This is a genomic window from Ruegeria sp. BB10 (genome assembly GCF_056535725.1).
In genome coordinates, this window is the sequence record NZ_JBQFIW010000001.1 from 3,617,246 (window position 1) to 3,640,042 (window position 22,797).

23 protein-coding genes and 1 tRNA gene are annotated in these 22,797 nt (G+C 58.1%); 8 read left to right on the forward strand and 16 right to left on the reverse strand.

The window, feature by feature from the left end:
- Positions 1-88: 88 nt before the first annotated feature.
- From ACR3EP_RS18465 to ACR3EP_RS18480, 4 genes are read left to right on the forward strand one after another with little or no spacing between them, the layout of a single operon-like run.
- Positions 89-955: an FAD binding domain-containing protein gene (locus ACR3EP_RS18465; protein ID WP_480638913.1), complete on the forward strand. Its 867-nt coding sequence runs from the start codon at positions 89-91 to the stop codon at positions 953-955.
- Positions 952-1,431 carry a (2Fe-2S)-binding protein gene (locus ACR3EP_RS18470; RefSeq protein ID WP_170350859.1) on the forward strand — a complete coding sequence of 160 codons (480 nt, stop codon included), beginning with the start codon at positions 952-954 and terminating at the stop codon, positions 1,429-1,431. Before ACR3EP_RS18465 ends, ACR3EP_RS18470 begins: the two co-directional genes overlap by 4 nt.
- Complete coding sequence (locus tag ACR3EP_RS18475) at positions 1,431-3,686, forward strand: xanthine dehydrogenase family protein molybdopterin-binding subunit (protein ID WP_480638914.1); 2,256 nt, start codon at positions 1,431-1,433, stop codon at positions 3,684-3,686. The genes ACR3EP_RS18470 and ACR3EP_RS18475 overlap by 1 nt, the downstream gene beginning before the upstream one ends.
- A complete protein-coding gene (locus ACR3EP_RS18480) occupies positions 3,679-3,924 on the forward strand; it encodes a MoaD/ThiS family protein (protein WP_480638915.1) in 246 nt (81 codons plus the stop codon). The genes ACR3EP_RS18475 and ACR3EP_RS18480 overlap by 8 nt, the downstream gene beginning before the upstream one ends.
- Here the strand turns inward: ACR3EP_RS18480 and ACR3EP_RS18485 are convergent.
- Entirely contained in the window at positions 3,921-4,628 is a 708-nt protein-coding gene (locus ACR3EP_RS18485; protein ID WP_170362068.1) for a lysophospholipid acyltransferase family protein, read from the reverse strand. The genes ACR3EP_RS18480 and ACR3EP_RS18485 overlap by 4 nt on opposite strands.
- A 143-nt stretch (positions 4,629-4,771) precedes the next feature.
- On the opposite strand from ACR3EP_RS18485, the gene ACR3EP_RS18490 reads away from it, so the two are divergent.
- Positions 4,772-4,847: transfer RNA gene (locus ACR3EP_RS18490), tRNA-Trp, on the forward strand.
- 88 nt (positions 4,848-4,935) lie between these two features.
- Here the strand turns inward: ACR3EP_RS18490 and ACR3EP_RS18495 are convergent.
- Positions 4,936-5,319, reverse strand: a complete 384-nt coding sequence (locus tag ACR3EP_RS18495) for a hypothetical protein (protein WP_480638916.1) — start codon at positions 5,317-5,319, stop codon at positions 4,936-4,938.
- A gap of 348 nt (positions 5,320-5,667) precedes the next feature.
- Between ACR3EP_RS18495 and lptF the strand changes: the two genes are divergently transcribed.
- Positions 5,668-6,807 carry an LPS export ABC transporter permease LptF gene (gene lptF / locus ACR3EP_RS18500; RefSeq protein ID WP_480638917.1) on the forward strand — a complete coding sequence of 380 codons (1,140 nt, stop codon included), beginning with the start codon at positions 5,668-5,670 and terminating at the stop codon, positions 6,805-6,807.
- On the opposite strand, the gene ACR3EP_RS18505 is transcribed toward lptF, so the two are convergent.
- The gene (locus tag ACR3EP_RS18505; protein WP_480638918.1) at positions 6,804-7,628 is read right to left on the reverse strand and encodes a LysR family transcriptional regulator; all 825 of its coding nucleotides are present in this window, start codon (positions 7,626-7,628) and stop codon (positions 6,804-6,806) included. The genes lptF and ACR3EP_RS18505 overlap by 4 nt on opposite strands.
- A 101-nt stretch (positions 7,629-7,729) precedes the next feature.
- Between ACR3EP_RS18505 and ACR3EP_RS18510 the strand changes: the two genes are divergently transcribed.
- The gene (locus ACR3EP_RS18510; RefSeq protein WP_480638919.1) at positions 7,730-8,320 is read left to right on the forward strand and encodes an HD domain-containing protein; all 591 of its coding nucleotides are present in this window, start codon (positions 7,730-7,732) and stop codon (positions 8,318-8,320) included.
- On the opposite strand, the gene speB is transcribed toward ACR3EP_RS18510, so the two are convergent.
- The 11 genes from speB to ACR3EP_RS18565 form a co-directional block, all read right to left on the reverse strand.
- Complete coding sequence (speB, locus tag ACR3EP_RS18515; RefSeq protein ID WP_480638920.1) at positions 8,317-9,159, reverse strand: agmatinase; 843 nt, start codon at positions 9,157-9,159, stop codon at positions 8,317-8,319. The two genes, ACR3EP_RS18510 and speB, sit on opposite strands and share 4 nt — an antisense overlap.
- Positions 9,156-10,325 carry a carboxynorspermidine decarboxylase gene (nspC, locus tag ACR3EP_RS18520; RefSeq protein WP_480638921.1) on the reverse strand — a complete coding sequence of 390 codons (1,170 nt, stop codon included), beginning with the start codon at positions 10,323-10,325 and terminating at the stop codon, positions 9,156-9,158. Before nspC ends, speB begins: the two co-directional genes overlap by 4 nt.
- Positions 10,326-10,409: 84 nt before the next feature.
- The gene (locus ACR3EP_RS18525) at positions 10,410-11,633 is read right to left on the reverse strand and encodes a saccharopine dehydrogenase family protein (protein ID WP_480638922.1); all 1,224 of its coding nucleotides are present in this window, start codon (positions 11,631-11,633) and stop codon (positions 10,410-10,412) included.
- A 22-nt stretch (positions 11,634-11,655) separates the two neighbouring features.
- Complete coding sequence (gene speA, locus ACR3EP_RS18530) at positions 11,656-13,545, reverse strand: biosynthetic arginine decarboxylase (RefSeq protein WP_480638923.1); 1,890 nt, start codon at positions 13,543-13,545, stop codon at positions 11,656-11,658.
- A 100-nt stretch (positions 13,546-13,645) separates the two neighbouring features.
- Positions 13,646-14,728, reverse strand: coding sequence for a DUF1513 domain-containing protein (locus ACR3EP_RS18535; protein WP_480638924.1), 1,083 nt, complete (start codon positions 14,726-14,728; stop codon positions 13,646-13,648).
- Positions 14,729-14,732: 4 nt separating this feature from the next.
- Complete coding sequence (locus ACR3EP_RS18540; RefSeq protein WP_480638925.1) at positions 14,733-15,743, reverse strand: imelysin family protein; 1,011 nt, start codon at positions 15,741-15,743, stop codon at positions 14,733-14,735.
- A 3-nt stretch (positions 15,744-15,746) separates the two neighbouring features.
- Positions 15,747-17,288, reverse strand: coding sequence for a di-heme oxidoreductase family protein (locus tag ACR3EP_RS18545; RefSeq protein WP_480638926.1), 1,542 nt, complete (start codon positions 17,286-17,288; stop codon positions 15,747-15,749).
- A complete protein-coding gene (bfr, locus tag ACR3EP_RS18550) occupies positions 17,248-17,733 on the reverse strand; it encodes a bacterioferritin (protein ID WP_170350874.1) in 486 nt (161 codons plus the stop codon). The genes ACR3EP_RS18545 and bfr overlap by 41 nt, the downstream gene beginning before the upstream one ends.
- On the reverse strand, positions 17,681-17,974 hold the full coding sequence (locus tag ACR3EP_RS18555; RefSeq protein WP_170350875.1) for a (2Fe-2S)-binding protein: 294 nt from the start codon (positions 17,972-17,974) through the stop codon (positions 17,681-17,683). The genes bfr and ACR3EP_RS18555 overlap by 53 nt, the downstream gene beginning before the upstream one ends.
- A 591-nt stretch (positions 17,975-18,565) precedes the next feature.
- A complete protein-coding gene (locus ACR3EP_RS18560) occupies positions 18,566-18,865 on the reverse strand; it encodes a hypothetical protein (protein WP_480638927.1) in 300 nt (99 codons plus the stop codon).
- A gap of 310 nt (positions 18,866-19,175) precedes the next feature.
- Positions 19,176-20,447: an imelysin family protein gene (locus ACR3EP_RS18565; RefSeq protein WP_480638928.1), complete on the reverse strand. Its 1,272-nt coding sequence runs from the start codon at positions 20,445-20,447 to the stop codon at positions 19,176-19,178.
- Between the two features lie 235 nt (positions 20,448-20,682).
- On the opposite strand from ACR3EP_RS18565, the gene ACR3EP_RS18570 reads away from it, so the two are divergent.
- Positions 20,683-21,216 (forward strand): ZrgA family zinc uptake protein, encoded by a 534-nt coding sequence (locus tag ACR3EP_RS18570; protein WP_480638929.1) that lies wholly within the window; start codon positions 20,683-20,685, stop codon positions 21,214-21,216.
- 31 nt (positions 21,217-21,247) lie between these two features.
- Here the strand turns inward: ACR3EP_RS18570 and ACR3EP_RS18575 are convergent, their stop codons facing one another.
- Entirely contained in the window at positions 21,248-22,306 is a 1,059-nt protein-coding gene (locus tag ACR3EP_RS18575; protein WP_480638930.1) for a 2Fe-2S iron-sulfur cluster-binding protein, read from the reverse strand.
- Between the two features lie 12 nt (positions 22,307-22,318).
- Complete coding sequence (locus ACR3EP_RS18580; protein WP_480638931.1) at positions 22,319-22,792, reverse strand: hypothetical protein; 474 nt, start codon at positions 22,790-22,792, stop codon at positions 22,319-22,321.
- Positions 22,793-22,797 lie beyond the last annotated feature (5 nt).

A 22,797-nucleotide genomic window follows, 5' to 3' on the forward strand; every position in this document is an offset into this window, starting at 1 on the left:
GTCGCTCCTGCCATGGACGCGGCCATGCTGCTGCACTAACGTCCCCTCTGAACCCAGTGAATCCTGATCAACAGGTGCGAGGTATTTCATGGATTATCACAGCCCCGCCAGCTTTGCCGAAGCTTCGGCACTGGCCGCAAACGCGACGGGCATCACACGGTTTCTGGCAGGCGGCACCGATGTTCTGGTGCAACTGCGATCAGAACTTGTGACGCCCGAAACGCTGATCGACATAAAGAAGATCGACGGCGTGCGCGATATCAACAGCAACGCCGACGGCAGTTGGACGCTGGGCGTCGCTGCCACTGGCGCCGAGATGAGCGAACATCTGGAACTGGGTCGCGACTGGCCCGGCGTGGTCGAGGCGATGGATCTGATCGGCTCGACCCAGGTTCAGGGGCGCGCGACGCTGACCGGCAACCTGTGCAACGGCTCTCCGGCGGCGGATTCGGTGCCTGCCATGGTTGCGGCGGGTGTCACGGTCACGGTGACCGGCCCGGATGGCGACCGTGAGGTAGCGGTCGAAGACATCCCAACCGGACCCGGTAGAACGTCGCTGGCCAAGGGCGAGTTGATCTCGGCCGTCCACATCCCCGCACGGGGCGACAATGGCGGCGACGCATACCTGCGCTTTATCCCGCGCACTGAGATGGACATTGCCGTGGTTGGCGTTGGCGTCAGCCTGCGTCTGGACGGGGACACCGTCACCGAGGCGCGCGTATCATTGGGCGCTGTCGCGCCGACCGTTCTGCTGGTTGAGGACTGTGCCAAGGCCATCATCGGCAGCGCGCTGGACGACGCTTCATTGGATGCACTGGCCGCTGCGGCATCCGCCGCCTGCAACCCGATTGACGACAAACGCGGCACTATCGAATTCCGTACCGAAGTCGCCGGCGTTCTGGCCAAGCGCGCCGCGAAAATCGCCTATGCCCGCGCCAAGGGAGAGGAAGCATGAGCAAGTTCCACGTATCCACCACCGTGAATGGTGACGCGGTCGATTACCTTTGCGATCCGCGCGAAACCCTGCTGGATTGCCTGCGCGACAAGCTGAACCTGACTGGTGCGAAAGAGGGCTGCGGCACCGGCGATTGCGGCGCATGCTCGGTCACCGTTGATGGCCGTTTGGTCTGTTCCTGCCTGATGTTAGGGGTCGAGGCCGATGGTAAGCAGATCGAAACCGTCGAAGGCATCGCGGAGGGTGACGTTCTGCATCCGCTGCAGAAAAAGTTCATCGAGCATGCCGCCCTGCAATGCGGTATCTGCACGCCGGGCATTTTGGTCGCGGCCAAATCGCTGCTGGAGAAGAACCCCAACCCGACCGAGGAAGAGGCCCGGTACTGGCTGGCAGGCAACCTGTGCCGCTGCACTGGGTATGACAAGATCATTCGCGCCGTGATGGAAACGGCCGAAGAACTGCGGGAGGCTTCGTAATGGCACTCGACGATCGTAAAACACAATTCACCTTCGTTGGAACGCGCCCAAACCGGCCTGATGGGTTAGACAAGGTCACTGGTCGCGCCAAGTTCGGGGCGGATGTTTCCGCGCCAGGCATGCTACACGGCGCGATCCTGCGTTCGCCCCACGCCCACGCACGGATTGTGAAGATCGACACCTCGCAGGCCGAAGCGCACAAGGATGTCAAAGCCGTCGTCACCCGCGCGGATTTTGCCGAAGTGCCGTTCAAACCCGGCCTTGAGGGTGAATTCTGGAATGTTCTGGAAAACGTCATGGCGGGTGAAAAGGCGCTCTATGACGGGCACGCAGTCGCGGCTGTGGCGGCGACCTCGGCTTTGGCGGCGCGCGATGCGCTCAAGCTGATCGAGGTTGAATACGAGGTGCTGCCGCACGTCACCGACGTAGACAAAGCGATGGAGCCGGATGCGCCGGTCTTACGCGAAGGTGCTGCGGATTATTCCGTGCCCGAGGGGATGCACCCGAACGTCGTGCGGTACCACGAAAGCGGGCACGGCGATGTAGAAGCTGGCTTTGCCGAAGCTGACTTGATTATCGAAGACAGCTTTGTCACCGAGGCAACCCATCAGGGGTACATCGAGCCGCATGCCTGTTTGGGCATGTTGGGCAACGACGGTAAGGGTGAGCTGTGGTGTACCACTCAAGGCCACTGGATCGCGCAAAAGACCTGCGCGGCGCTATTGGGTATCGAAACCTCGCAACTGCGCGTGACTGCGTCCGAGATTGGTGGTGGTTTTGGCGGTAAAACCACAGTCTTCATCGAACCTGTCGCGCTGGCACTGAGCCGCAAGGCGAACCGCCCGGTTAAGCTGGTGATGACCCGGTCCGAGGTGTTCCGGGCCACTGGCCCGACATCCTCGGCGTCGATGGATATCAAGATCGGGATGAAGAAGGATGGCACCATCTCGGCAGCCCAAGGCGTGTTCCGCCTGCAGGGCGGGGCGTTTCCGGGCGCCCCGGGTGACATGACCGCCATGTGTGCCTTTGCACCCTATAACCTGACCAATGTCAGCCAGATTGGGTATGACGTGATGGCCAACCGCCCGAAACAGGCCGCTTACCGCGCGCCGGGTGCACCGATGGGGGCTTTTGCGGTTGAATCGGTGATTGACGAGCTGTGTAAGAAGCTGGGCCTCGATCCGATCGAAGTTCGTCTAAAAAACGCCGCCCATGAAGGCACCAAAGCCAGCTATGGCCCGACGTATGAGCGGATCGGTTTGGTGGAAACGCTTGAGGCCGCGAAGGCCCACCCGCATTACTCGGCCCCGCTGAAGCCGGGGCAGGGCCGTGGGATTTCCTGCGGGTTCTGGTTCAACCACGGGGGTGAAACGTCGGTTTCGCTGGCGCTGTCCGAGGATGGCTCGGCACAGTTGATGGTGGGTACGCCCGATATCGGTGGCTCACGCGCGTCAATGGCGCTGATGGCGGCTGAGGTTCTGGGCATTCCGTATGAGAACATCCGTGTGACCGTCGCCGATACGGCGACGCTGGGGTATAACGACGTTTCGCATGGTTCGCGCGTGACCTATGCAAGCGGCTTGGCAACCATCAAGGCAGCAAAACACGCGGTTGAAAAGCTGTGCGAACGAGCTGCCGCCAGCTGGGGAATTCCGGCGGATGCTGTGAAATGGGAAAACGGCTGCGCTGTACCTTCGGGTCCAAACGCGGGTGATTTCGACCCGCGCCCACTGGCCGATATCACCGCCCACATGGGTCAAACCGGCGGGCCTATCTCGGGCCATTTCGAGGCCACGCCAGAAGGCGCAGGCGTATCCTTTGGCACCCATATCGTTGATGCTGAGGTCGATCCGGAAACAGGCAAGACTGCGGTTACCCGCTATACGGTCATTCAGGACGCGGGTAAGGCGATCCATCCTACCTATGTGGAAGGCCAGTATCAGGGCGGTGCCGCGCAAGGCATCGGCTGGGCACTGAACGAGGAATATATCTATGGCGAGGATGGCCGCCTGCAGAACTCGATCTTCCTGGATTACCGTATCCCTGTCGCCAGTGACTTGCCGATGATCGACACGGTGATTGTCGAAGTGCCCAACCCCGGCCATCCGTTTGGCGTGCGTGGTGTGGGTGAGACGGGCATCGTGCCACCTTTGGCCGCCATCGCAAATGCGGTGTCGCATGCGGCGGGCGTTCGGATGAAGCAACTGCCGATGTCACCGCCCCGCATTCTGGCGGCGCTTAAGGACAATGGTTGAGGTTCACCTCTGGTCCAGCCTCCGGTCACTGACCGGGGGCCAGCAGATGGTGGAGGTTGAGGCCAAGACCACAGGCGAGTTGCTGCGAGAACTGGTGAAGATTCATCCGCAATTGCAGGCCCCGATTGATGCGGGGGTGTCCATCGCCATCGACGGGCGGGTCATCGCCAGCGGGTTAACCGAACCGATCCCCGAAGGTAGCGAAATCTATCTGATGCAACGGCTGAGGGGCGGTTAACCCTTAGGCGACCACGGTTCGCGCCCGACCATGCGGTCGGCTTCGGCGGTGATGTCGTTCATGTGCTGCTCAAGGCTTTGGCGCAGGGTTTCGATCTGTTCTTCGGACGCTTTGCGCGGCACGGTTTCAGTCCATTCCCGGCACAGAAAGACACCCTTGTTCCGCCAGGGGCGCGGCATCAAAAGACGATCCCATGTCCCGGCCTCGCGGCCATGTTCTGCCGAAAAGGTGATGCCGAACACCCGCTTGCCCGAGGTGCGCGCCCAGACCAGAGGCACAGTTGACAGTACCCGTTCGGGACCGCGCGGACCGTCCGCGGCGATGCCTATGGAAATGCCCTGCTTAATCTTGCCGATCACTTGGCGCGATATCGCAATGTTATTTGCGTTTTTGCTGGTCATGGCGATGGTATCCATGCCGAACAGTTTCTGCACTCGGCCCACCATACTACCCGCTCTTGCGGATGAGGTGATCGAACAGATCGGCCCTTTTTCCAAAGGAAAGAAATAGGGGGATTGCGCCAGCCTTTGGTGCCACAGCACCACGATCACCGGCTCACCCTGTTCGACCAACTGGTCCAGTTCGTCGTACCCGATGCGTTGCCATGTGGTGTTGCGATTGACCATCCGGATATAGCTTGCGATGCGGCGCGCAGCCCAGTTCAGAACGGCTTCGCTGTCGGCGATCTTTTTGCGGATACTCACGGATGGGGTCCCTCGTACTGACCAAACAGTGTCTTATAGAACTCAACGCCGCACGCAACTTGTTTGTCGAATGCAATTGTCGCGCGGAATCTGAAAAAGCCTCTTGAGTCCGTCGCGCGGCTGGCATATCTGAGGCGCACCTTAGGGGTATAGCTCAGTTGGTAGAGCGACGGTCTCCAAAACCGTAGGTCGCGGGTTCGAACCCTGCTGCCCCTGCCATTCCACTCAAATCGCTGTTTCAATGGATGCGCATGAGTCGTGCGACCTGCATATGGGGTGTTGTGAGAAGTGACAGCCTGCAGAAGACTTACGCGCACTCTTGAACGCCGATGCTTATCAGATATTCACCGGACACATACAGAAACTCATCCGGGCCCACAAACCTTGCCTTGGACATGAACCAGTTTCTTATCGGTCGCGGGTAGTACGTGGCAAGCGAAGTGCTTTTCTGGTCGAATTCCTTTTCGGTCATCTTTGTCCGGTTTACTCGGTACGGGCCGTGAAACCCGAAAAGCGTTTCGGAGGATACACACACATCGTCTGCCCCCAACAGCATGGTGCAGCTGGAGTTACAGTAATCCCCGACAATGTGTATGCGCGCGTTGGTCCTATTGGCGATTTCGATCTGAACCTTGCGGTCCAGAATCCGCCCGCCTGGATCATTGCCAACCTGTATTTCTTTCGATGTCAATGGCGCGCTCATAGTCAAGAGCACTGCCAACGCTGCGGTTAGACCTCTCATCTGCTCGTCTGCTCTAGGATGTTTTTTTTGTTTTGTTTATGTTTAGCAGGAATTCGAAGAGGTAGATACACAGCGCCGAGATACAGCGGGATGGGCGGGTAAGGAGGACACACCTTGATCCGAATATAAGAGTTTCCAGAGGCATAGTCCGCGTGAATCGGCCACGCCACAGTCTCAGGTTCAGCAAGCCAGGCCATTGCCGCGCTTTTCGTAGTGGTGACAATTGGCCAATCCCGGTTTCCTACAGCGACGGAATGACATAATGTCCGACCACCACGAACACACGTAAGAGGACCCATGTCGCGCTTTGATGGATATTTCCTGCGGCAATTGCTGATTCTGTTCGGCTTTTTCACCTTGGTTCTGGTCGGTGTGTTCTGGATCACCCGATCGGTTAGCCTGTTTGACCGGGTCATCAGCGGTGGCCAATCGGCCATGGTGTTTCTGGAATTCTCGGCGCTGACATTGCCAACGCTGATCCGCACGGTGATGCCGATGGCGGTGTTTGCCGCCGCTGTTTATGCCACCAACCGGCTGAGCCGCGAAAGCGAGATGACGGTGATGCTGGCCACTGGTTCCAGCCCATGGCGGCTGGCCCGTGCGGTATTCCTGTTTGGGTTGGTGGCCGGGCTGATGATGGCAGTCATCAGCGTCTTTTTGCGCCCCGCATCTGTTGAGCAGCTTGAACAGCGCCAAGCCGAAGTAGCAGGGGACGTCACCGCGCAATTGCTGAATGAAGGCGAATTCCTGCATCCCGCCTTTGGCGTTACTGTCTATATCGGCAAGATTGACCTGGACGGCACGCTGTCCGAGGTTTTCGTATCAGATCGGCGAGATGCGCTGAACCCGGTCAGCTATTCCTCAAAAACGGCCTATTTGGTCAACAATGAATCTGGGATCCACTTGGTGATGTTGGACGGGATCGCGTTGCGTTTGAATCAGGAGGGCAGAACCTTGTCCTCGACGCTGTTCGAGGACGCCTCATATGACATTTCCGCACTGACGAATTCGAATGTCATGGCCGAGCGCAGTCTCGAAGCCATCCCCACCATTGAACTTTTGCGAGACCACGCCGCCATCAGCGTCGCCGAAGGCTTTCCCATCGGAGAATTGGTCGACGAATTGCATCAGCGGTTTTCGTGGATTGCCATTTGTATCGCCGTGGCAATGGCCGGGTATGCCACGTTGATGTTGGGTAGCTTTTCGCGATTTGGTCTGTGGCCGCAGATCCTGGGGGCGTTTTCGATTCTGGTCGTGCTGGAAGGCGTGCGGGGCTTTGTTTCACCCGTTGTAATCGAAGAACCGAAGTTGTGGATACTGTTGTATCTGCCGGCGGTCATCGGCATCGCGGTCGCCTGTCTGTTCTTGTTGGTTGCCGGGCGGCCGTTGCTGCGCAGGCGCCACAGAGATGCCTCGAGCGCGATCTCTCAGGCCTAGGCTGCGCGCAGCTCGGTCAGGCAGGTCAGGACATCGTCGCTGGTTGTGCTGTCACGGCGGGTCACCAGATGCAGCGGCAGCAGCAGGTCAATGGCCCCGGCCACGAGGGTCAGTTGACCCGCGGACAGATGATCTCGGATGACGTATTCCGGGAAATACCCGGTTCCGCCCCGCCGCAGGACATAGCGCAGGGCCATCAGGCAATTGCCCAGAAACACCGTTTGCCCCGTGGCCTGCCGCGCAGCCGAACGGACGTGGTCCTGATAGACCTCGCCCAGTTCCAGATTGACGAAAACTGGATTGTCCGTTTCCGGAGTTTTGACAAGCAACAGGCGTTCGGGGTTTAACTCGTGCGATTGCACGCGCGGATCGTTGGGTGTTTCGTGGGTTAATGCGGCGTCCAGAACATGGGTGGCGACCGCGTCGACCATGCTCAGATCGTGGTCATAGTTCAACGTCAGCAAAAGTTGCCCGAGGCGCTGTTCGAACTGAACGGCCAGATCGACAAGCAGCGGGTCCCAGATGCTCAGTTGCGCACCAAGACGCAGCGCGATCCGGTTCTGCGTTTGGGCTGGCAGTTCGCGTGCCGCAAAGGACCAAAGCGACAGCATCTGTTCGGCATATGGTCGGAACTGTTGCCCGAATTCAGTCAGGCTGGTGCCGCCTGCACCGCGGGTGAACAACGCCTTGCCGGTTTCTTCTTCGATCAGCCGGATACGGGCGCTGACAGCGGTTTGTGTCACGTTCAATTTGCGTGCGGCGGCATGGAAGCCCCCGGTCTCGGCCACGCATAGAAAGGTCTCGATTGCTTTGAATTGCATGGTGATACTATTTTTTCATCGGATTGATAAAATCAATTCATTTTTTTGAGTGGGAGGGATGCGTTACTCTGATTCCAACAGATCAGCCAAAGGACCGCGCCATGCTGGACAAAAGCCACAAACCCAAGTGGACCAGTTTCGAAGAGGCCACCAAGGCCGACTGGGACGCCGTCATGGAGTATGAAGAGGCATACAATGCCGCTTTGCCTGACCGGATTCTGGACGCGATCCGGTCGCTGGACGAAGACTGGACGCCCTATCCCGTGAACCGCTATCAGCACAGCCTGCAGGCCGCGACGCGCGCTTTTGAAGACGGCGCGGACGAGGAAATCGTGGTCGCAGCACTGATCCACGACACCGGCGATATTCTGTCACCCTATAACCATGGTGAGCTGTCAGCGGCGATGATGAAGCCCTATGTCAGTGAGAAAACTTATTGGATTCTCAAACATCACTGTGTGTTTCAGGGGTACTACTACAACCATCATCTAGGCGGCGACCGCAACGCCCGCGACAAGTATCGCGACAGCCCTTATTGGGAGGACTGCCGCTATTTCTGCCATGAATACGACCAAAAGGCGTTCGACCCGGATTACCCGACCAAACCGCTGGAGTTCTTCGAACCCATGTTGCGCCGTGTCCTGAACAAGGGCGAGGGGCACATGGAGTTGAACGAAACGTCTGAGGGTTAACAGGCAGCCATCAGGCGATAGACGATCTGCGCGGCGGTAAAGTCCCAGGCGGTATTGCCGTTGGGGGCCAGTTCGACCACGTCAAAGCCCACGCATTTGCGGCCTTTCAGGGTATGTTCGACCAACCGCAGCGCTTGATAGTAGCCCAGCCCACCGGGCACCGGTGTCCCGGTGGCGGGCATGATGGCGGGATCCAGCCCGTCCACGTCAAAACTGACATAGACCAGCTCGGGGAAATCCTCGGGCAGGTCGACGGTGTGGGTATTGCCGGTGACCAACTCCTCAGCATCCACGTGGAAAACGTGATTTTTCAGGCGGCTTTGCGCTTCTTCGGTCGAAAAGGCGCGCACGCCAAACTGCGCCAATCGGATACCTTCTTCAGCGAGCAGATGCATGACCGATGCGTGGGAGTGTCTTTCCCCCTGATAGGCATTGCGCAGGTCGGCATGGGCATCGATCTGGACAATGCCTATGGGTTGACCCAAGGCGCGAGCCACACCCATCACAGCGCCGTAACTCAGCGAATGTTCGCCCCCCAAAGTGACCGGCACCTTGCCCGCGCGAATGGCGGCCTCGGTGCGCTGGGCAAGGCGCTCCATGATCTCGGACAGGGACGCATCGCAATCTACGGGCTCTTCGGTGAAAATCCCCTCGACGCAGGGCTCGGCGTGGCCGGTGGTACGTTCCAGCTCATTGCTGGCCTCGATGATGGCCTCGGGGCCTTTGGCCGTTCCCGAACCGTAAGATACCGTGCGCTCCAGCGGTACCGGGATCACGCGGAACCGGGCATCTTCGGAGCGCTCAGATGCGGTCAGTTCACTGTCGAGAAAAATGCTCATGAGAGGCGGTCCTTAAAGTCGTCATAGCCGAACTGTTTGATGATCTTCAACTCGTCCGTTTCGCTGTTCCACAGGGCGATGGTGGGCAGGGGTACGCCGTTGAACGTGTTGGTTTTCACCATTGAGTAATGCGCCTGATCAAGGAAGGCAAAACGCTGACCGATCTCCAGCGGTTTGTCCCATGTGTAGTCTCCGATCACGTCACCGGCCAAACAGGACGGGCCGCCCAGACGATAGGTGTGACCTGCCACGGCCTCGTCCATCAACGCGGGGCGATAAGGGGCTTCGATCACGTCAGGCATGTGACAGGTGGCCGAGATATCGGTGATGGCAAGGTTCATTCCGTTGGTGGGCAGGTCGAGGATTTCGCCGACCAGAATACCTGCATCCAGCGCGACAGCCTCGCCGGGTTCGAGGTAAACGTTGATGCCATAGGTTTCGCGGGTGCTCTTGATGAAGCCCACCAGACCCTCACGGTCATAGTCGTCGCGCGTTATGTGGTGGCCACCACCAAAGTTCAGCCATTTGAGTTGATTGATATAGGGCGCAATTTTTGGCTCTATGGCGGCCCATGTCCGCTGCAAGGGATCGAACCCCTGTTCGCAGAGTGTGTGCATATGTAGGCCATCGACACCGTTCATGGCCTCGGTGGTCAACTGGCTAATCGGGGTACCCAGACGTGAACAGGGCGCGCAGGGGTCGTATTTGGCAATCTCGCCTTCGGAATGCTCGGGGTTGATGCGCAACCCAACCTGCACGTTTGCGGCCTGTGCTTTGGCCAAAAACCGGTCCTTTTGTGCCGAGCTGTTAAAGATGATGTGGTCGGACAGCGACAGGATTTCGTCCATGTCGGCATCTTTGTACCCGGCGCAGAAAGTGGCGACTTCGCCGCCATATTCTTCGCGGCCTAACCGGGCCTCGTAAATGCCGCTGGCGCAGGTGCCACCGAGGTGCTGGCGCATCAGTGGGGCCAACGAAAACATGGAAAACGCTTTGAGCGCCGAAAGGACATGCGCGCCGGACAGGGCGCCGATATCGGAGAGGATGGTCAGGTTTCGCTCGACCGCTTTTTCATCGACCACAAAGCAGGGGGTTGGCACACGGTTCAGGTCGAAATTGCGGAAGGCTCCGGCGTCGCCAGCCTGTGTGGTCATCATGTCGGACATGTCCGGCGTTTCCTTGTGGTGGAGAGGCCGGGGGCTCTGCCCCCGGACCCCCGGAGTATTTGGCAAAAGATGAAATGAGTGGACTTAGAACTCGACCGGGCCGTCGAGTTCGTGGACTTGCCAAGGCAGGCCATGCTCATTCAGCATGTCCATGAAGTTGTCGGGGTCAAGCTGTTCCATGTTCCACACGCCGGGCTCGGACCAGTTGCCTTTGATCACCTGCGCCGCGCCGATCATGGCGGGGACGCCGGTGGTGTAGCTGACGGCCTGGCTGCCGACCTCAGCATAGCATTCCTCGTGATCGCAGATGTTGTAGATGTAATAGGTCTTCTCACCCGAGCCGTCCTTGGCCTGACCGGTAGCGATGTCGCCGATGCAGGCCTTACCTTTGGTTTCGGCACCCAGATCGCCGGGATCGGGCAGCAGGGTTTTCAGGAATTGGATCGGGATGATTTCCTTGCCGTCATGCATGACCGGATCGATGCGTGTCATGCCGACGTTCTGCAGTACGGTCGCGTGTTTGATATAGGCGTCGCCAAACGTCATCCAGAAGCGGGCGCGCTCGATCTCGGGGAAGTGGGTCGAGAGCGATTCCAGTTCCTCATGGTACATCTGGTACATGTTTTTCGGCCCGATGGCAGGAAAGTCGTATTCAACCTTGTTGGTCAGCGCCGGGCTATGGTGCCATTCGCCGTTTTCCCAATGGCGGACCTCGGCCAGAACCTCACGCAGGTTGATCTCGGGGTTGAAGTTGGTGGCGAACTCTTGATCGTTCGAGCCGCCATTGGCATCCAGAACATCGATCTGGCGGATGGTGTCCAGCTTGTGTTTCTTAAGCCATTTGGCAAAGACGCTGGTCACGCCCGGATCGAAGCCCGATCCAAGAATGGCGGTCAGCCCAGCCTCTTTGAACCGCTCCTGATAGGCCCATTGCCAGTGGTATTCGAACTTGGCCTCATCCTCGGGCTCATAGTTCGCTGTGTCGAGGTAGTGAATGCCAGCTTCAAGGCAGGCATCCATCAGCACCAGATCCTGATAGGGCAGGGCGAGGTTCACCAGAATCTCAGCCCCTGTTTCCTTGATCAATTTGACCGTGTCTTCAACCTTGTAGGCATCCAGTTCCGCCGTGGCGATATCAACGCCCACACGCTCTTTCACCGCTTTGGCGATGGCGTCGCATTTCGATTTGGTCCGGCTGGCCAGAGTGATTTCGGTGAAGATATCCGAATTCATCGCCATCTTATGCACGGCAGCGTGGGATACGCCGCCCGCGCCGACAACCAGTGTTTTGCCACTCAAAGTTCCCATGGGGGTAATCTCCTCTCTGGGGTTATTCGTAATAGGTGTAGCCGTTGATCGAGTCGCGATAGGCGCTCATCAGGGTTTTGCGGTCCTTGGCCATCAGAGTACCGGTCGAGATCGCCTCGTCCACCATTTTGCGGAAGGTGGCGACGCAATCATTGGGGTCGAACTCGACATAGGAAAGGACCTGGCTAATGGTGTCGCCCTCTTGTTCGTGCAGCAGATCAAAGCCACCGTTTGCTCGCAGGTCGATGGTTACGACATTGGTGTCCCCGAACAGGTTGTGCAGATCGCCCAGTGTTTCCTGATAGGCACCAACAAAGAATACGCCCATCAGGTATTCCTGATCTTCGGGCAGGGAATGCACCGGCAGGCTGGGTGAGACACCGTCGGCCAAAATGAACTGGTCGATCTTACCGTCGCTGTCGCAGGTGATGTCGGACAGGACCGCGCGGCGGTCGGGTGTCTTGTTCAGCCCCTGCAGCGGGACGATCGGGTGCAGCTGGTCAATGGCCCAGACATCGGGCAGCGACTGGAACAGCGAGAAGTTGCAGTGGTAGATATCGGCCACTTTTTCCAGTTGGTCGTCCACATCCGTTTCCAAATCATCGCTTGCTGCCAGCGCCTTGAGGCGGGCCATCAGCGATAAATAGATGCGTTCGGCGCGGGCCATCTGACGCAGGTCGACATAGCCGCGGCGGAACAACGCGCGCAGCTCGTTGCGGTAAAAATTTGCGTCGTTCCAGCATTCTTGCAAACGCTCGGTACTGAGGTACCCGTTGATCGCGGCAAGGTCTGAGACCAGATGGTGATCGTCTGCTTCGACCTCGGGGCCGTTCGGTGCGTCATACAAGGTGCTTTCCAGCACATTGAACACCAGCATCGACGACGTCGCCACCACGGCGCGCCCGCTCTCGGTCACCAGCGTTGGATGTTCGACCTCGGCCTCGTCCATCGCGTAGGCCACGGTTTCAACCACGTTGGCGCAGTATTCTTCGACCGTGTAGTTGATCGAGTTCTCTGCAGCCTTTTTCTCACCGGTATAATCCACACCCATGCCGCCGCCGAGGTCTAGATGGGTCAGCGGCACGCCCTCGCGCGTCAATTCGGTGTAGTAACGGCAGGCCTCGCCAACGGCGCGGCGCACGTCGTTGACGTCCTGCACCTGAGAGCCCAGGTGTGAATGCTGCAGCTTCAAACAATGCAGCAGACCCGCCGCTTTCAGCTTGTCCACAGTCGCGACCAGTTGGTCAGTGTTCATGCCAAAGGCAGACCGGTCGCCCGAGCTTTCTTCCCACTTGCCGCTGATCTGATTGGTCAGTTTGACCCGCACACCAATCAGGGGTTCGATGCCCAGTTCGTTATAGACCTCGATCACCGTGTCCGCCTCCTTCGGGCTTTCCAGAACGATGACCGTGTTGAAGCCGATCTTACGACTGAGAATGGCCAGTTGGATGAACTCGGCATCCTTGACGCCATTGCAGACAATCAGCGCCTCGCGGGCCAGACGGTGCGCCAGTGCGACAACCAGTTCGGGCTTGGAGCCAGCCTCGAGCCCATAGTTGTACTTTTTACCGAACTCGACGATCCGGTCGACCACCTGGGCCTGCTGGTTCACTTTGATCGGGAATACGCCGCGATAGCTGCCTTTGTAGCCGACACGTGCAATCGCATCGCGAAAGCTTTCGTTGATATGCGCGATCTCGTTTTCCAGATACGAACTGATGCGCAGCAACATCGGTGCCTTAATACCGCGTTCGTCCAGATCATGCAGGATACCTGGCAGGCTGATTGCCGCCGCCTCGGGCACTAGGGGATTGCGCAGACCGATCTCGCCCTGCTCCGTCACCTCAATGAGGCCTTTGCCCCATTTCTCTACCCCGTAGATGGAATGCGGTGCGTCGGGCGTCTGTTTCAATCAGGTCAGTCCTTGCGGTTAAAGTGCCGGTTTAGCGCCCGCCAATACGGCAGCATTTTGATTCTTCCAAGTGTAATCTATGTGGGGGGATTTGCCGAGTTTATGCAGGCTTGCGAATTGGGATCAGGTGATTGTCCCAATGACAGTCCGGACGGGCTGAAATGCGGGGGGTGAATGTCAGCTCTCCGACTATCCCAGTGCCGGTGGTAAAAACGAACCCTTTGGGGCCGGGGCCTAGGCCACAGACGTCTTCCAACGGGAAATCCCCGTTCAGTTGGCCATTCGCGACGTCGAACCGGTGCAAGGCGTTGCCGCGTGGGCAGGTGATGGCAACCGTGGTTTCATCCCCGGCAAAGGCTACACTGCCCGCGTAGCCTTGCAACGTGCTTTGCGCGGCATCAGGCGCTGAAAGCAAACGTGGTGCTTCGCCCCGACGATGTAGGCCCAGAAGAGGGGGGTGATGCACCTTGTCCCCCTGCCACTGCATCGCAAATGCCACCAAACCGTCGTGCCGTACAGCCAAATGGCGGATCGAATTCTTATGTAGTGCGCGTGGCAGTTCCACCTGTTCCAAAACCGTGCCGGACAAATCCAGATAGGTCAGCTGCGGCTGCATGGTTGGCAGGTTCAGCTTGGTGCGCCCTGTCTCGGGGTGGGTTTCGATGCCGCCATTGGCGATGACCAGCGTCTGACCATCGGGCATCAATCGCATGTCATGCGGACCGATCCCGCCCGAAGTGAACTCGCCTATGCGGGTGTAGCTGTCTGTGTTCCAGACGCCGATCACGCCGTCTCCGGAATCATATTCGTTTTCAGTTGTGAACAGACGAGTGCCGTCGAGGGAAAGGACGCCATGGCCATAGAAATGGCGACCGTGTGGGGCGTTAAGTCGGGTGACTTCGGTGCCTGTGGCGCAATCGATGACCACCGCAAAGGTACCGGGACGACGGGCAAAAGCCACGGCCTGTGCGCGGTGCGGATGGGCTGCCGCCGCGTGGCCGCGCGCAGGTAGAGGTATGGAAAACAGGATGTTTCCACCCGTATCCAGCCCAGCTAGTCGATAGCTGCCATCCGGGAACAGGGCAGCGGCGAGATAGTCGGGCGAACCAACTGCGGCCCAGCCGTGTAACGGCGAAAGGCTGGTCGCGGCCAGACCGGCCAGAAAATGACGACGGCTGGGCAACAGGTCAGTCCCCGTCCAGTGAATTGAACCCGGCGCTGATGCCTAGAGTCGGACCCAGCTCGGCCGAGGCAATCGCACGGATATCGTTGATGGCTTGCTGCAACGCCTCGACCCTAAGGCGGCCCTGCGGAGTGGCGACCCCGGCCAGCACCGGGTCGTCCAGCGATTGCGCGCGGATGATGGCCTTGTCAAAGGCGCTGTCCAGATCGGCGGCAATCTTGGGGTGGTCCGTTGACAGGTGCGCGGCCAGATCGCGCAGGGCGATCAGGGACAGTTCCACATGACGAAGCGCGCGTTCCGAACGGCGTGCCTCGGCCCGGTTGGGGCGCGGGCGGTCGAAGGTGCCCATCGGACGACCAAGGCGGGTGTCGCCAGTGAATTCAAGTCCGGTCACCAACGCCTTGTAAAGCTCTTGCATGGCCTCATCGTCGGACCGATAGGGGCTGTCGTCGCCTGGTTGGGTTAGGGCAGTTGCATAGCCGCCCCAATCTGCGTTTATCGCGCGGGCATTGCTGACGATATCGGTGGTGATGGCCTGTATCAACGCGCAGCGATATGTGGCGCTGCCCTGATCGGCAAAATTGGGCTCATAAAGCATCTGCTCTAACGCAAAAAAGCCACGTCCGGCGACGGATGCCTCGGCAAAACCTTCGGGGCTTTCCACAGCCGCATCCTCGGTCGCGATCAGGCTGGACAGGGCTTTGGGGGTGAACCCTTTGGTGTCGGGCCAGAAGGCCAGCGCAAAGGCGCGGTCGTCCACCTCGGACGGGCCAAAGCGCAGATGGCTGACCGAGATCCAGTCGTCAAAGGCCGCGTGATAGGCGCCCCGCAATTCGGGCGAGGTTTGGGTGCAATCGGTTTGTGCTGTTTGGGCCAACACCCCGGTCGTTTCAGCCAGTGCGGCAAAGCCGGGAAGGATGTGCCCTTTGACCGTATCCGACAAGATCGGCTCAAGGTCCTGCGCCAGCGCAGTTAGGGGCAGCGTCAATGCGACAGCAGCAACAAGGATACGCATGTGTCAGAGGCTTTCCAGAAAATGGATCAGGGCATCGCGGTCGGGTTTGGGCATGGCCACGACCGTATCGCGGGCTGCCTGCGCCTCACCCCCATGCCAGAGGATGGCTTCCAGCAAGGATTGCGCGCGACCATCATGTAGGAACTGGGTGTGGCCCGAAACCTGTTCAGTCAGCCCAACGCCCCAAAGCGGTGGCGTGCGCCATTCGCGCCCTGTGGCGCGACCCTCGGGGCGGTTATCAGCCAGTTCTTCGCCCATATCGTGCAGCAACAGGTCGGAGTAAGGCCAGATCAGCTGAAAACTCTGTTCGGGCCGGTCTGACATGCGATGGGTGACAAAGGCAGGCGTGTGGCAGGACGCGCAGCCAGTGTCGTAAAACACCTGCTTACCGTGCAGCACCTGAGGGTCGTCCATGTCCCGCCGGGCGGGAACGCCCAGGTTGCGGCTGTAAAAGGCAACAAGGTCCATTCCGATCTGGTCGATCTCGAACTCGCGCACGTCACCGTCCCCGTGCGGGGCGGTCGCACAACCAATCTGAGCATCGGTGCAATCGCCGTGGCTGGCGGGGTAAAGTGGGCTTGATATGCCGATATCACCGGCAAAGGCCGCCGCCGATTGTTCCATGATCGTGGGCATCCCGGCCTTGTGCCCGAACCGACCCATCATCGGGGCGCTATATTCCATCGCCCAGACGATATTGGGACGCCCGGAAATCCCATCCCCATCGGCATCGTCGGGATCAGCGTTGGCCAGCAGATCCGCGACCGGGATCGCTTCGAGCAATCCAAGGCCGATCATTTGCGGCGCCACACGTGGACTGAGCATCGCCTCTGGATGCAGCGGCCCGTATCCAAGGTCAGCCGCCGCGTAGGTTGGTTTGCGTAAAGTGACGGTTTCGCCATCTGACAAAGTGACCGGGACGTCTTTGTAAGTGATATCCAGGCGATATTCAGCCGGATGACCGGGCAGGGCCAAATCCTGCATCTGGCTGCCGTAATTTGGTTCGGGCTGGGTGGCGATGTAATCCTCGATCTCGTCATATCCGCCGCCACCGGGGATCGAGATCCGCAGGAACATCGAAATTGCATTGTCATCCGGACCGTTGGGCGTGTGCCCGCGCCCGTCCTTGATATGGCAGCGCTGGCACGACCGGGCGTTGTACAGCGGCCCCAGCCCATCCGAGGCCAGAGTTGAGGCCGGAGAAGACACCCAGATTTTCTTGAACAGTCCGTTTCCAACCTTAAAGTCCAGCTCTTGCTCAAAGCTCAGGTTGCCTGAGGGCTGCGAAAATGCGTCAGCATCGGCACGGGCGCGAACGGTGGCGGCACCGGCGGGCAAGTCCTCGAACCTTTGGGGCGTGCTGAAATCGGTGGGCGCAGCGGTGACACGGGCGATGCGCGCACGCTCATCCTCGGTTCTGGGTTCGAAATTCAGGTGATAGTCCCGCAGCTCGGCGGCTGGGGTTTGGGTGGCCGCAAGGGCGACCACCGACAGGATGAAAAGGCTACTCGCCCTCGTCCATTTTCGATGCGTTGAGTTGCGCATAATTGGCGTCGCCAATCCTTTCGTACAGGTCGAGCTGCGTTTCCAAAAAGTCGATATGACTTTCTTCATCGCGGATCAATTCTTCGAACAGCGACATAGAGGCATAGTCTTGTGCTTCTCTACAGTAATCCCGCGCTTCTACGTACAACGCGCGCGCGTCCTGCTCGGCTGCCAGGTCGCATTCCAGTGTTTCCTTGGGGTTCTGACCAATTCTCAGCGGGTCCAGTTTCTGCAGGTTGGGATGGCCTTCCAGAAAGATGATCCGTTCGATTAGCTTGTCGGCATGCCCCATCTCTTCGATGGATTCTTCACGGCTTTTCTTGGCCATGTGGCCAAGGCCCCAATCTTCCTGCAGGCGGTAATGGAGCCAGTACTGGCTGACGGCTGTCAGCTCATGCCGCAGAGATTTGTTGAGGTATTCTATTACCTTGGGGTTGCCCTTCATCTGCTTTCTCCTGAGTTGCTCTGGTGCGTAGGGCACGGAGCTGCATGGGGACTTCCAGATTATCGTTCGATCGCATTGTGTCCAGAAAAAGCGGCATGCAGCCGCCACAATCCGCTGATTTTCCAAGGGCGTGGTAGACCTTGCCGGGGGTGATGATCGTGTGTGCATCTGCTGTCCGCATCCAATCGATCGCGGCGCGGATATCATGGTCAGTTATATTTGTGCAGTGACATACGATCATAGTGAATTCAGCCGATTCTATTTCCTAGAGAAATAGTCAGTTAATTTCGGGGCGTCCAGTTAGAAATTTCGTATGACCTTGAGTTGAAGGTTTTAGGTGCGTCTCTGCCGACACGTGGTTTTGGGGATCACTCTTTGATCCAGCGCGCGGTTAGTGCCGCCAGTTCGTCCGCATCGTAGAATTTAGATAGCCACGAAATGTCTCCAAATTTGGATTGATATTCTTGTGGTGTGATTGAATAGGACTGCTGCAGGGCGCGGTAGAGACCGAAGATCTTTTATCCTCTGCAGTGTTGGAGACACCGAAAGGAATCTCGTGGAATTGAGAAAAGCTCTGCAGCCCCGGTAAAATTCAGCCATTTCTTCCAGTTTATAGAAGAAAACACTGATGTCTGGTGTGCTTGTGAACCAGAAACCATTTTCCACAAGTGCAAGGTCGTCTAAGGCGAAGCCCGTGGTTTCTGGAAGCTGTCGAACCAGGGCGCCATGAAGTTCGTCACGTGCTTTGGTGCGACCACGTCGAAGTGGGCACGGATGTCTTCGAGGTTGGTATTCAAAACCGATTTCTCGTCGCCAAGATACCAATATGCATTTATTGGATTGCAGATGTTCTGAAAGCAGGCGGACATGCATCGTGACAGTGGTTCACGGACGCCACAAAAAGCAGGACAGGCTGTTTAACCGCTGCACGATCGGTAATGAATTTTTTCGCGCGCTCATGTTTGTGCATATGCGCAACATTGGGGTAGGCAGTCTGGAATGCTGATTTGAGGCTCTGGGAACCAACTTTGCCCATTTGATAGATCATGATGGCAGGATCATTGAAACCGGCGGCTTGCGCGTGCTGAAACTTCAGGTCCAAATCGGCTTGTATGTCATCATGTGAGATCATTAGAACTTTCTTCAATTCGATTGTTTTTGAACGCTGAATCTGTTCTGATTTCGCCTGTAATTGCCTGAGTTACCCGATTTCGCCAGCGCATTGCAGGGTGATCTTTAAAAAGCTGAACTGGATAAGGCAACCTTCTCGAACCTTTGGGTCTTCCACAGAACACCTTCGGCATCTGGGGGCATCCTTCATTGGCAACCTTATTCGGCATGAAAAAGTGCGGAACCCTAAGGTCCCGCACGATAACAGGTGCGTTTAGTTTCCCAAGAGGATACGACGGGGCGGAACAAGGTCGCTCCTGCGTGCGAACAGCTTACTGAAAAACTGCGTTCGGGTTATCCAGGCTGTCGGAGCCTTCAAACTCGATCTGATCCAGTTCCAGAGCGGTCACGATACGCTCGATCGTCTTGGTCTGATCGACCAGACCGTTGACGCCGCCCATGATCAGTTGCTCGCCGCCCTCATTGCCGCGTTCCAGCATCTGGTCATAGGCGAAACCGGCCTCGGCGGTCGACTTCAGGCGGCCCAGGGCCTGCATGGTGTTGGCCAGCTTGACCTTCATCTCGGCGTCCAGCGACGGATCGAACGAGATCACCAAGTCCGATAGCGAAGCGCCCGAAACCGGGGTGCCGTCGATGCGGGTATAGCTGCCCAGATACACGTTCTGAATGCCCAAGCCGTCGTAATAGTGGCTGTTGTGGGTGTTGTCCGAGAAGCAATCATGCTCTTCTTCGGGGTCGTTCAGCATCAAGCCAAGGCGCATACGTTCACCTGCTTGCTCGCCATAGGACAGCGAGCCCATGCCGGTTAGGATCGCGCTGACGCCAGCGGTTTCATTCGCGTTCAGTGCAGCGCGCGCCTCACCACCTTCGGCCCATTGTGCGGCCATCCATTCCAGATCGCTGACCAGCAGGGCGGTCGCGGCGCTCAGATATTGGGCGCGGCGATCACAGTTGCCGCCGGTGCAGGCGTCACTTTGAACATAATCGGTATACGGGCGATTGCCCGCGCCCGCGCCGTGACCGTTCAGGTCCTGACCCCATAGCAGGAATTCGATGGCGTGGTAGCCGGTGGCGACGTTTGCCTCGATCCCGTCAGCCTCGTGCAGGGTTTCGCCCAGCAGTTTGGGGGTGATTTCGCTGGCGTCGATGGCCTCGCCCGACAACTCAAAGCTTGGATTGGCAATCACGTTCAGCGCGGCAAACTCGTTTTCATCAGTGGGTCCGCCATAGGAGGCATCGACATAATCGATCAGGCCTTCGTCCAGCGGCCAGGCGTTCACTTTGCCTTCCCAGTCATCAACGATGGCGTTTCCAAAGCGGTAGACCTCGGTCTGTTGATAGGGCACGCGCGCGGCGACCCAGGCGGCGCGGGCCGCGTTCAGGGTGGCATCGGATGGGTCGGCGATCAGGGCGTTTACGGCCTCTTGCAGCGCTTTGGCAGCGATCAAGCTATCGTCATATTTGGCTTCGGCGATGTTTGCGTAGGTATTCAGAACTTCGGCTTTCGAGGGTGCGTCAGCTGCAAAAGCTGCGGAGGCAGCACCAATTGTAAGGATGCTGGTGGCGGTGAAAAATCGGGTCATGGGGGTGACACTTTCCAGTCAGAAAAAAGTTTTCATACGCCGGTTATGCGGTGCGTATGATGTATTAACTGAGTGAATTAGTCACCTATGTCAACCTGAGTTTTATAGTCGGATAATATTGGTCACCCCGATACTCCCCAATATTGGTGGGGCGCGATGCGTGGGGCCAAGATTGCACGGGATTTGAAACATATTAGAATAATCCGGGTGATTCTTTGTTTAGTGGTGCCTGTTTATGAAAAGCGCAGCTTTCGCCCTGATCCTGATCTCTGCGGTTTTTGTGTCGCAGGCTCATACCGCTGTCGCGCAGGATCATGCCGCGGGTGATCTGGACATTGTGGTATCCGGGGCCGAGTTCACCTTGTCGCTTGCAGTCCCCGCCGTCGGCATTCTTGGTACCGAGAAGCCTGTACAAAACGATGAAGGGCGGGATTCTATTGCTGTCGCCATTTCCGACCTGTCCAAGCCTCTGGAGTTGTTTGTCGTGCCCGAAGAGGCCGAGTGTTTTGCCGCGATGGCCAATGTCACACTTTCGGCCATAGGTTTGGGGCAAGACACAGACACCACGCGGACGGATGGTGATGACACAAACGAATTTCAAGCTGAATACCTGATAAGGTGCAAGAATATCGACGTGATTGAGGCCATCCACTTTGCATATTTCGAACGATTCCCGACGGCCGAAAAGCTGGCCGTGCGGGTTGATCAAGCTGGTAAAAGCCGCGCGCAAAACGTCACGCGCGGCGCACCTGATCTGACGTTCAAGTAAGGTGGGTTATGTCAAAACGCCCTGACATAACCTAATCTTCGAACTGCAGGGATAGCTCCTTTTGTGTTGCGACGCTTTGACAACACAGGATCAACCCCTTCTCGACGTCACGATCCTCCAGAGCCATCCGGTTGCGCATATGAACGGCGCCGTCCTCAAGCTGGGCGACGCAGGCACCACACACACCGGATTGGCAGCTGAACGGTGGGTTCAGACCGGCTGCAATCGCCGCGTCAAGGAGGGTTTGCCCAGCAGCAACAGGCACCTCCGAGACCTTGCCGTCAAGCCTGATCCGGGCGGTTGCGGCCATGCCGGGTTCGCTCAGGTCGTCTTGGGCGTCTCCGCCGAAGCTTTCCATGTGGATGCGATCGTCTGGCACATCCAGATTCCGCAGCGCCGCCCGGATATCCGTATTCATACTGCCGGGGCCGCAGATCCAATAGTGAGTGTCTTGCGCCACCGGAGGCGTTTCAGTGATTGCCGCCTGAATGACATCTGCGTCCAACCGCCCTGTGCGCCACGGTGAAAACCAGCTGAGCATGGAGGGGTGCGACAGGACATGGCGTAGGGTGAACTGGTTCGGATGTTGTTCCAGCAACTGCTCAAGCTCATCCTGGAAAATGATGCTGTTCACATTGGCATTGCCAAAGACCAGATGGGCCGAAGAATGGGGTTCATCGGTCAGAACGGAATTGATCATCGCGTAAAGCGGCGTGATACCGCTGCCGGCTCCAAAGAAATAGTGGGTGCGGCGTTTCAGGGCTCCGGGCTGTAAGGTGAAATGCCCGAATGGGGGCATGACCTCGACCGTGCCACCGGGCGACAGGGTGTCGCCTATGTGGTTGGAAACGATCCCATCCTTTACGCGCTTGACCGTGATACGCAGCGCCGATCCCGGCGGGTTCGAGATGGTATAGCTGCGCCTTTGCTCCGCACCGGCAATCTGAAACCTGAGCGTCAGATGTTGCCCGGCCGTCCATTGAAACAGATCGGTCAGATCGGGCGGGACGTCGAAAGTTACACTGGTGGCCGCGCCGCCGATCTCTCGGCGAGTGTCGGACACGGTCAGGGTATGAAAGTCACGTTGCATAACAAGGTCCCGTCATCGGTAATCATAGGTCGTGGTCAAGGACTGGATCACCGTCCCGCCAAGATAAGGCGCAAAGACAAAGTTGTCTGTCTGACGCATTCTGCCGCTGTATCCCTGCCAATCATAATCGACATCGGTCACGGCGGTGACGTGCGACACGCCATCCTCGGTGCGCGATGAAATCACGGGCGCTGATCGGGCTGTTTCTGAGTAACCTTCCAACGCCTTCGCGATCTCGGGGTCTTCCGCGTCGGTGTCATCCCCGACACGGTACGTGAACACGTCGTCCGGCTGCCCCATCCCGTATTTGAGGATGATCTGATGCGTGGCATCGGGGTGCCAATCGCTCCAGGTGGCAAGCAGGCTTTGTTCATCCTGCGCTTGTAGGATACGCGCGGCAATGTCTTCCGGTGCGTCAGCTTGCGCCGTCAGCACCAGAGCCGATGCAAGCGCAACTCCGATCAGGGTGGCTTGGATTGGTTTCATGATCA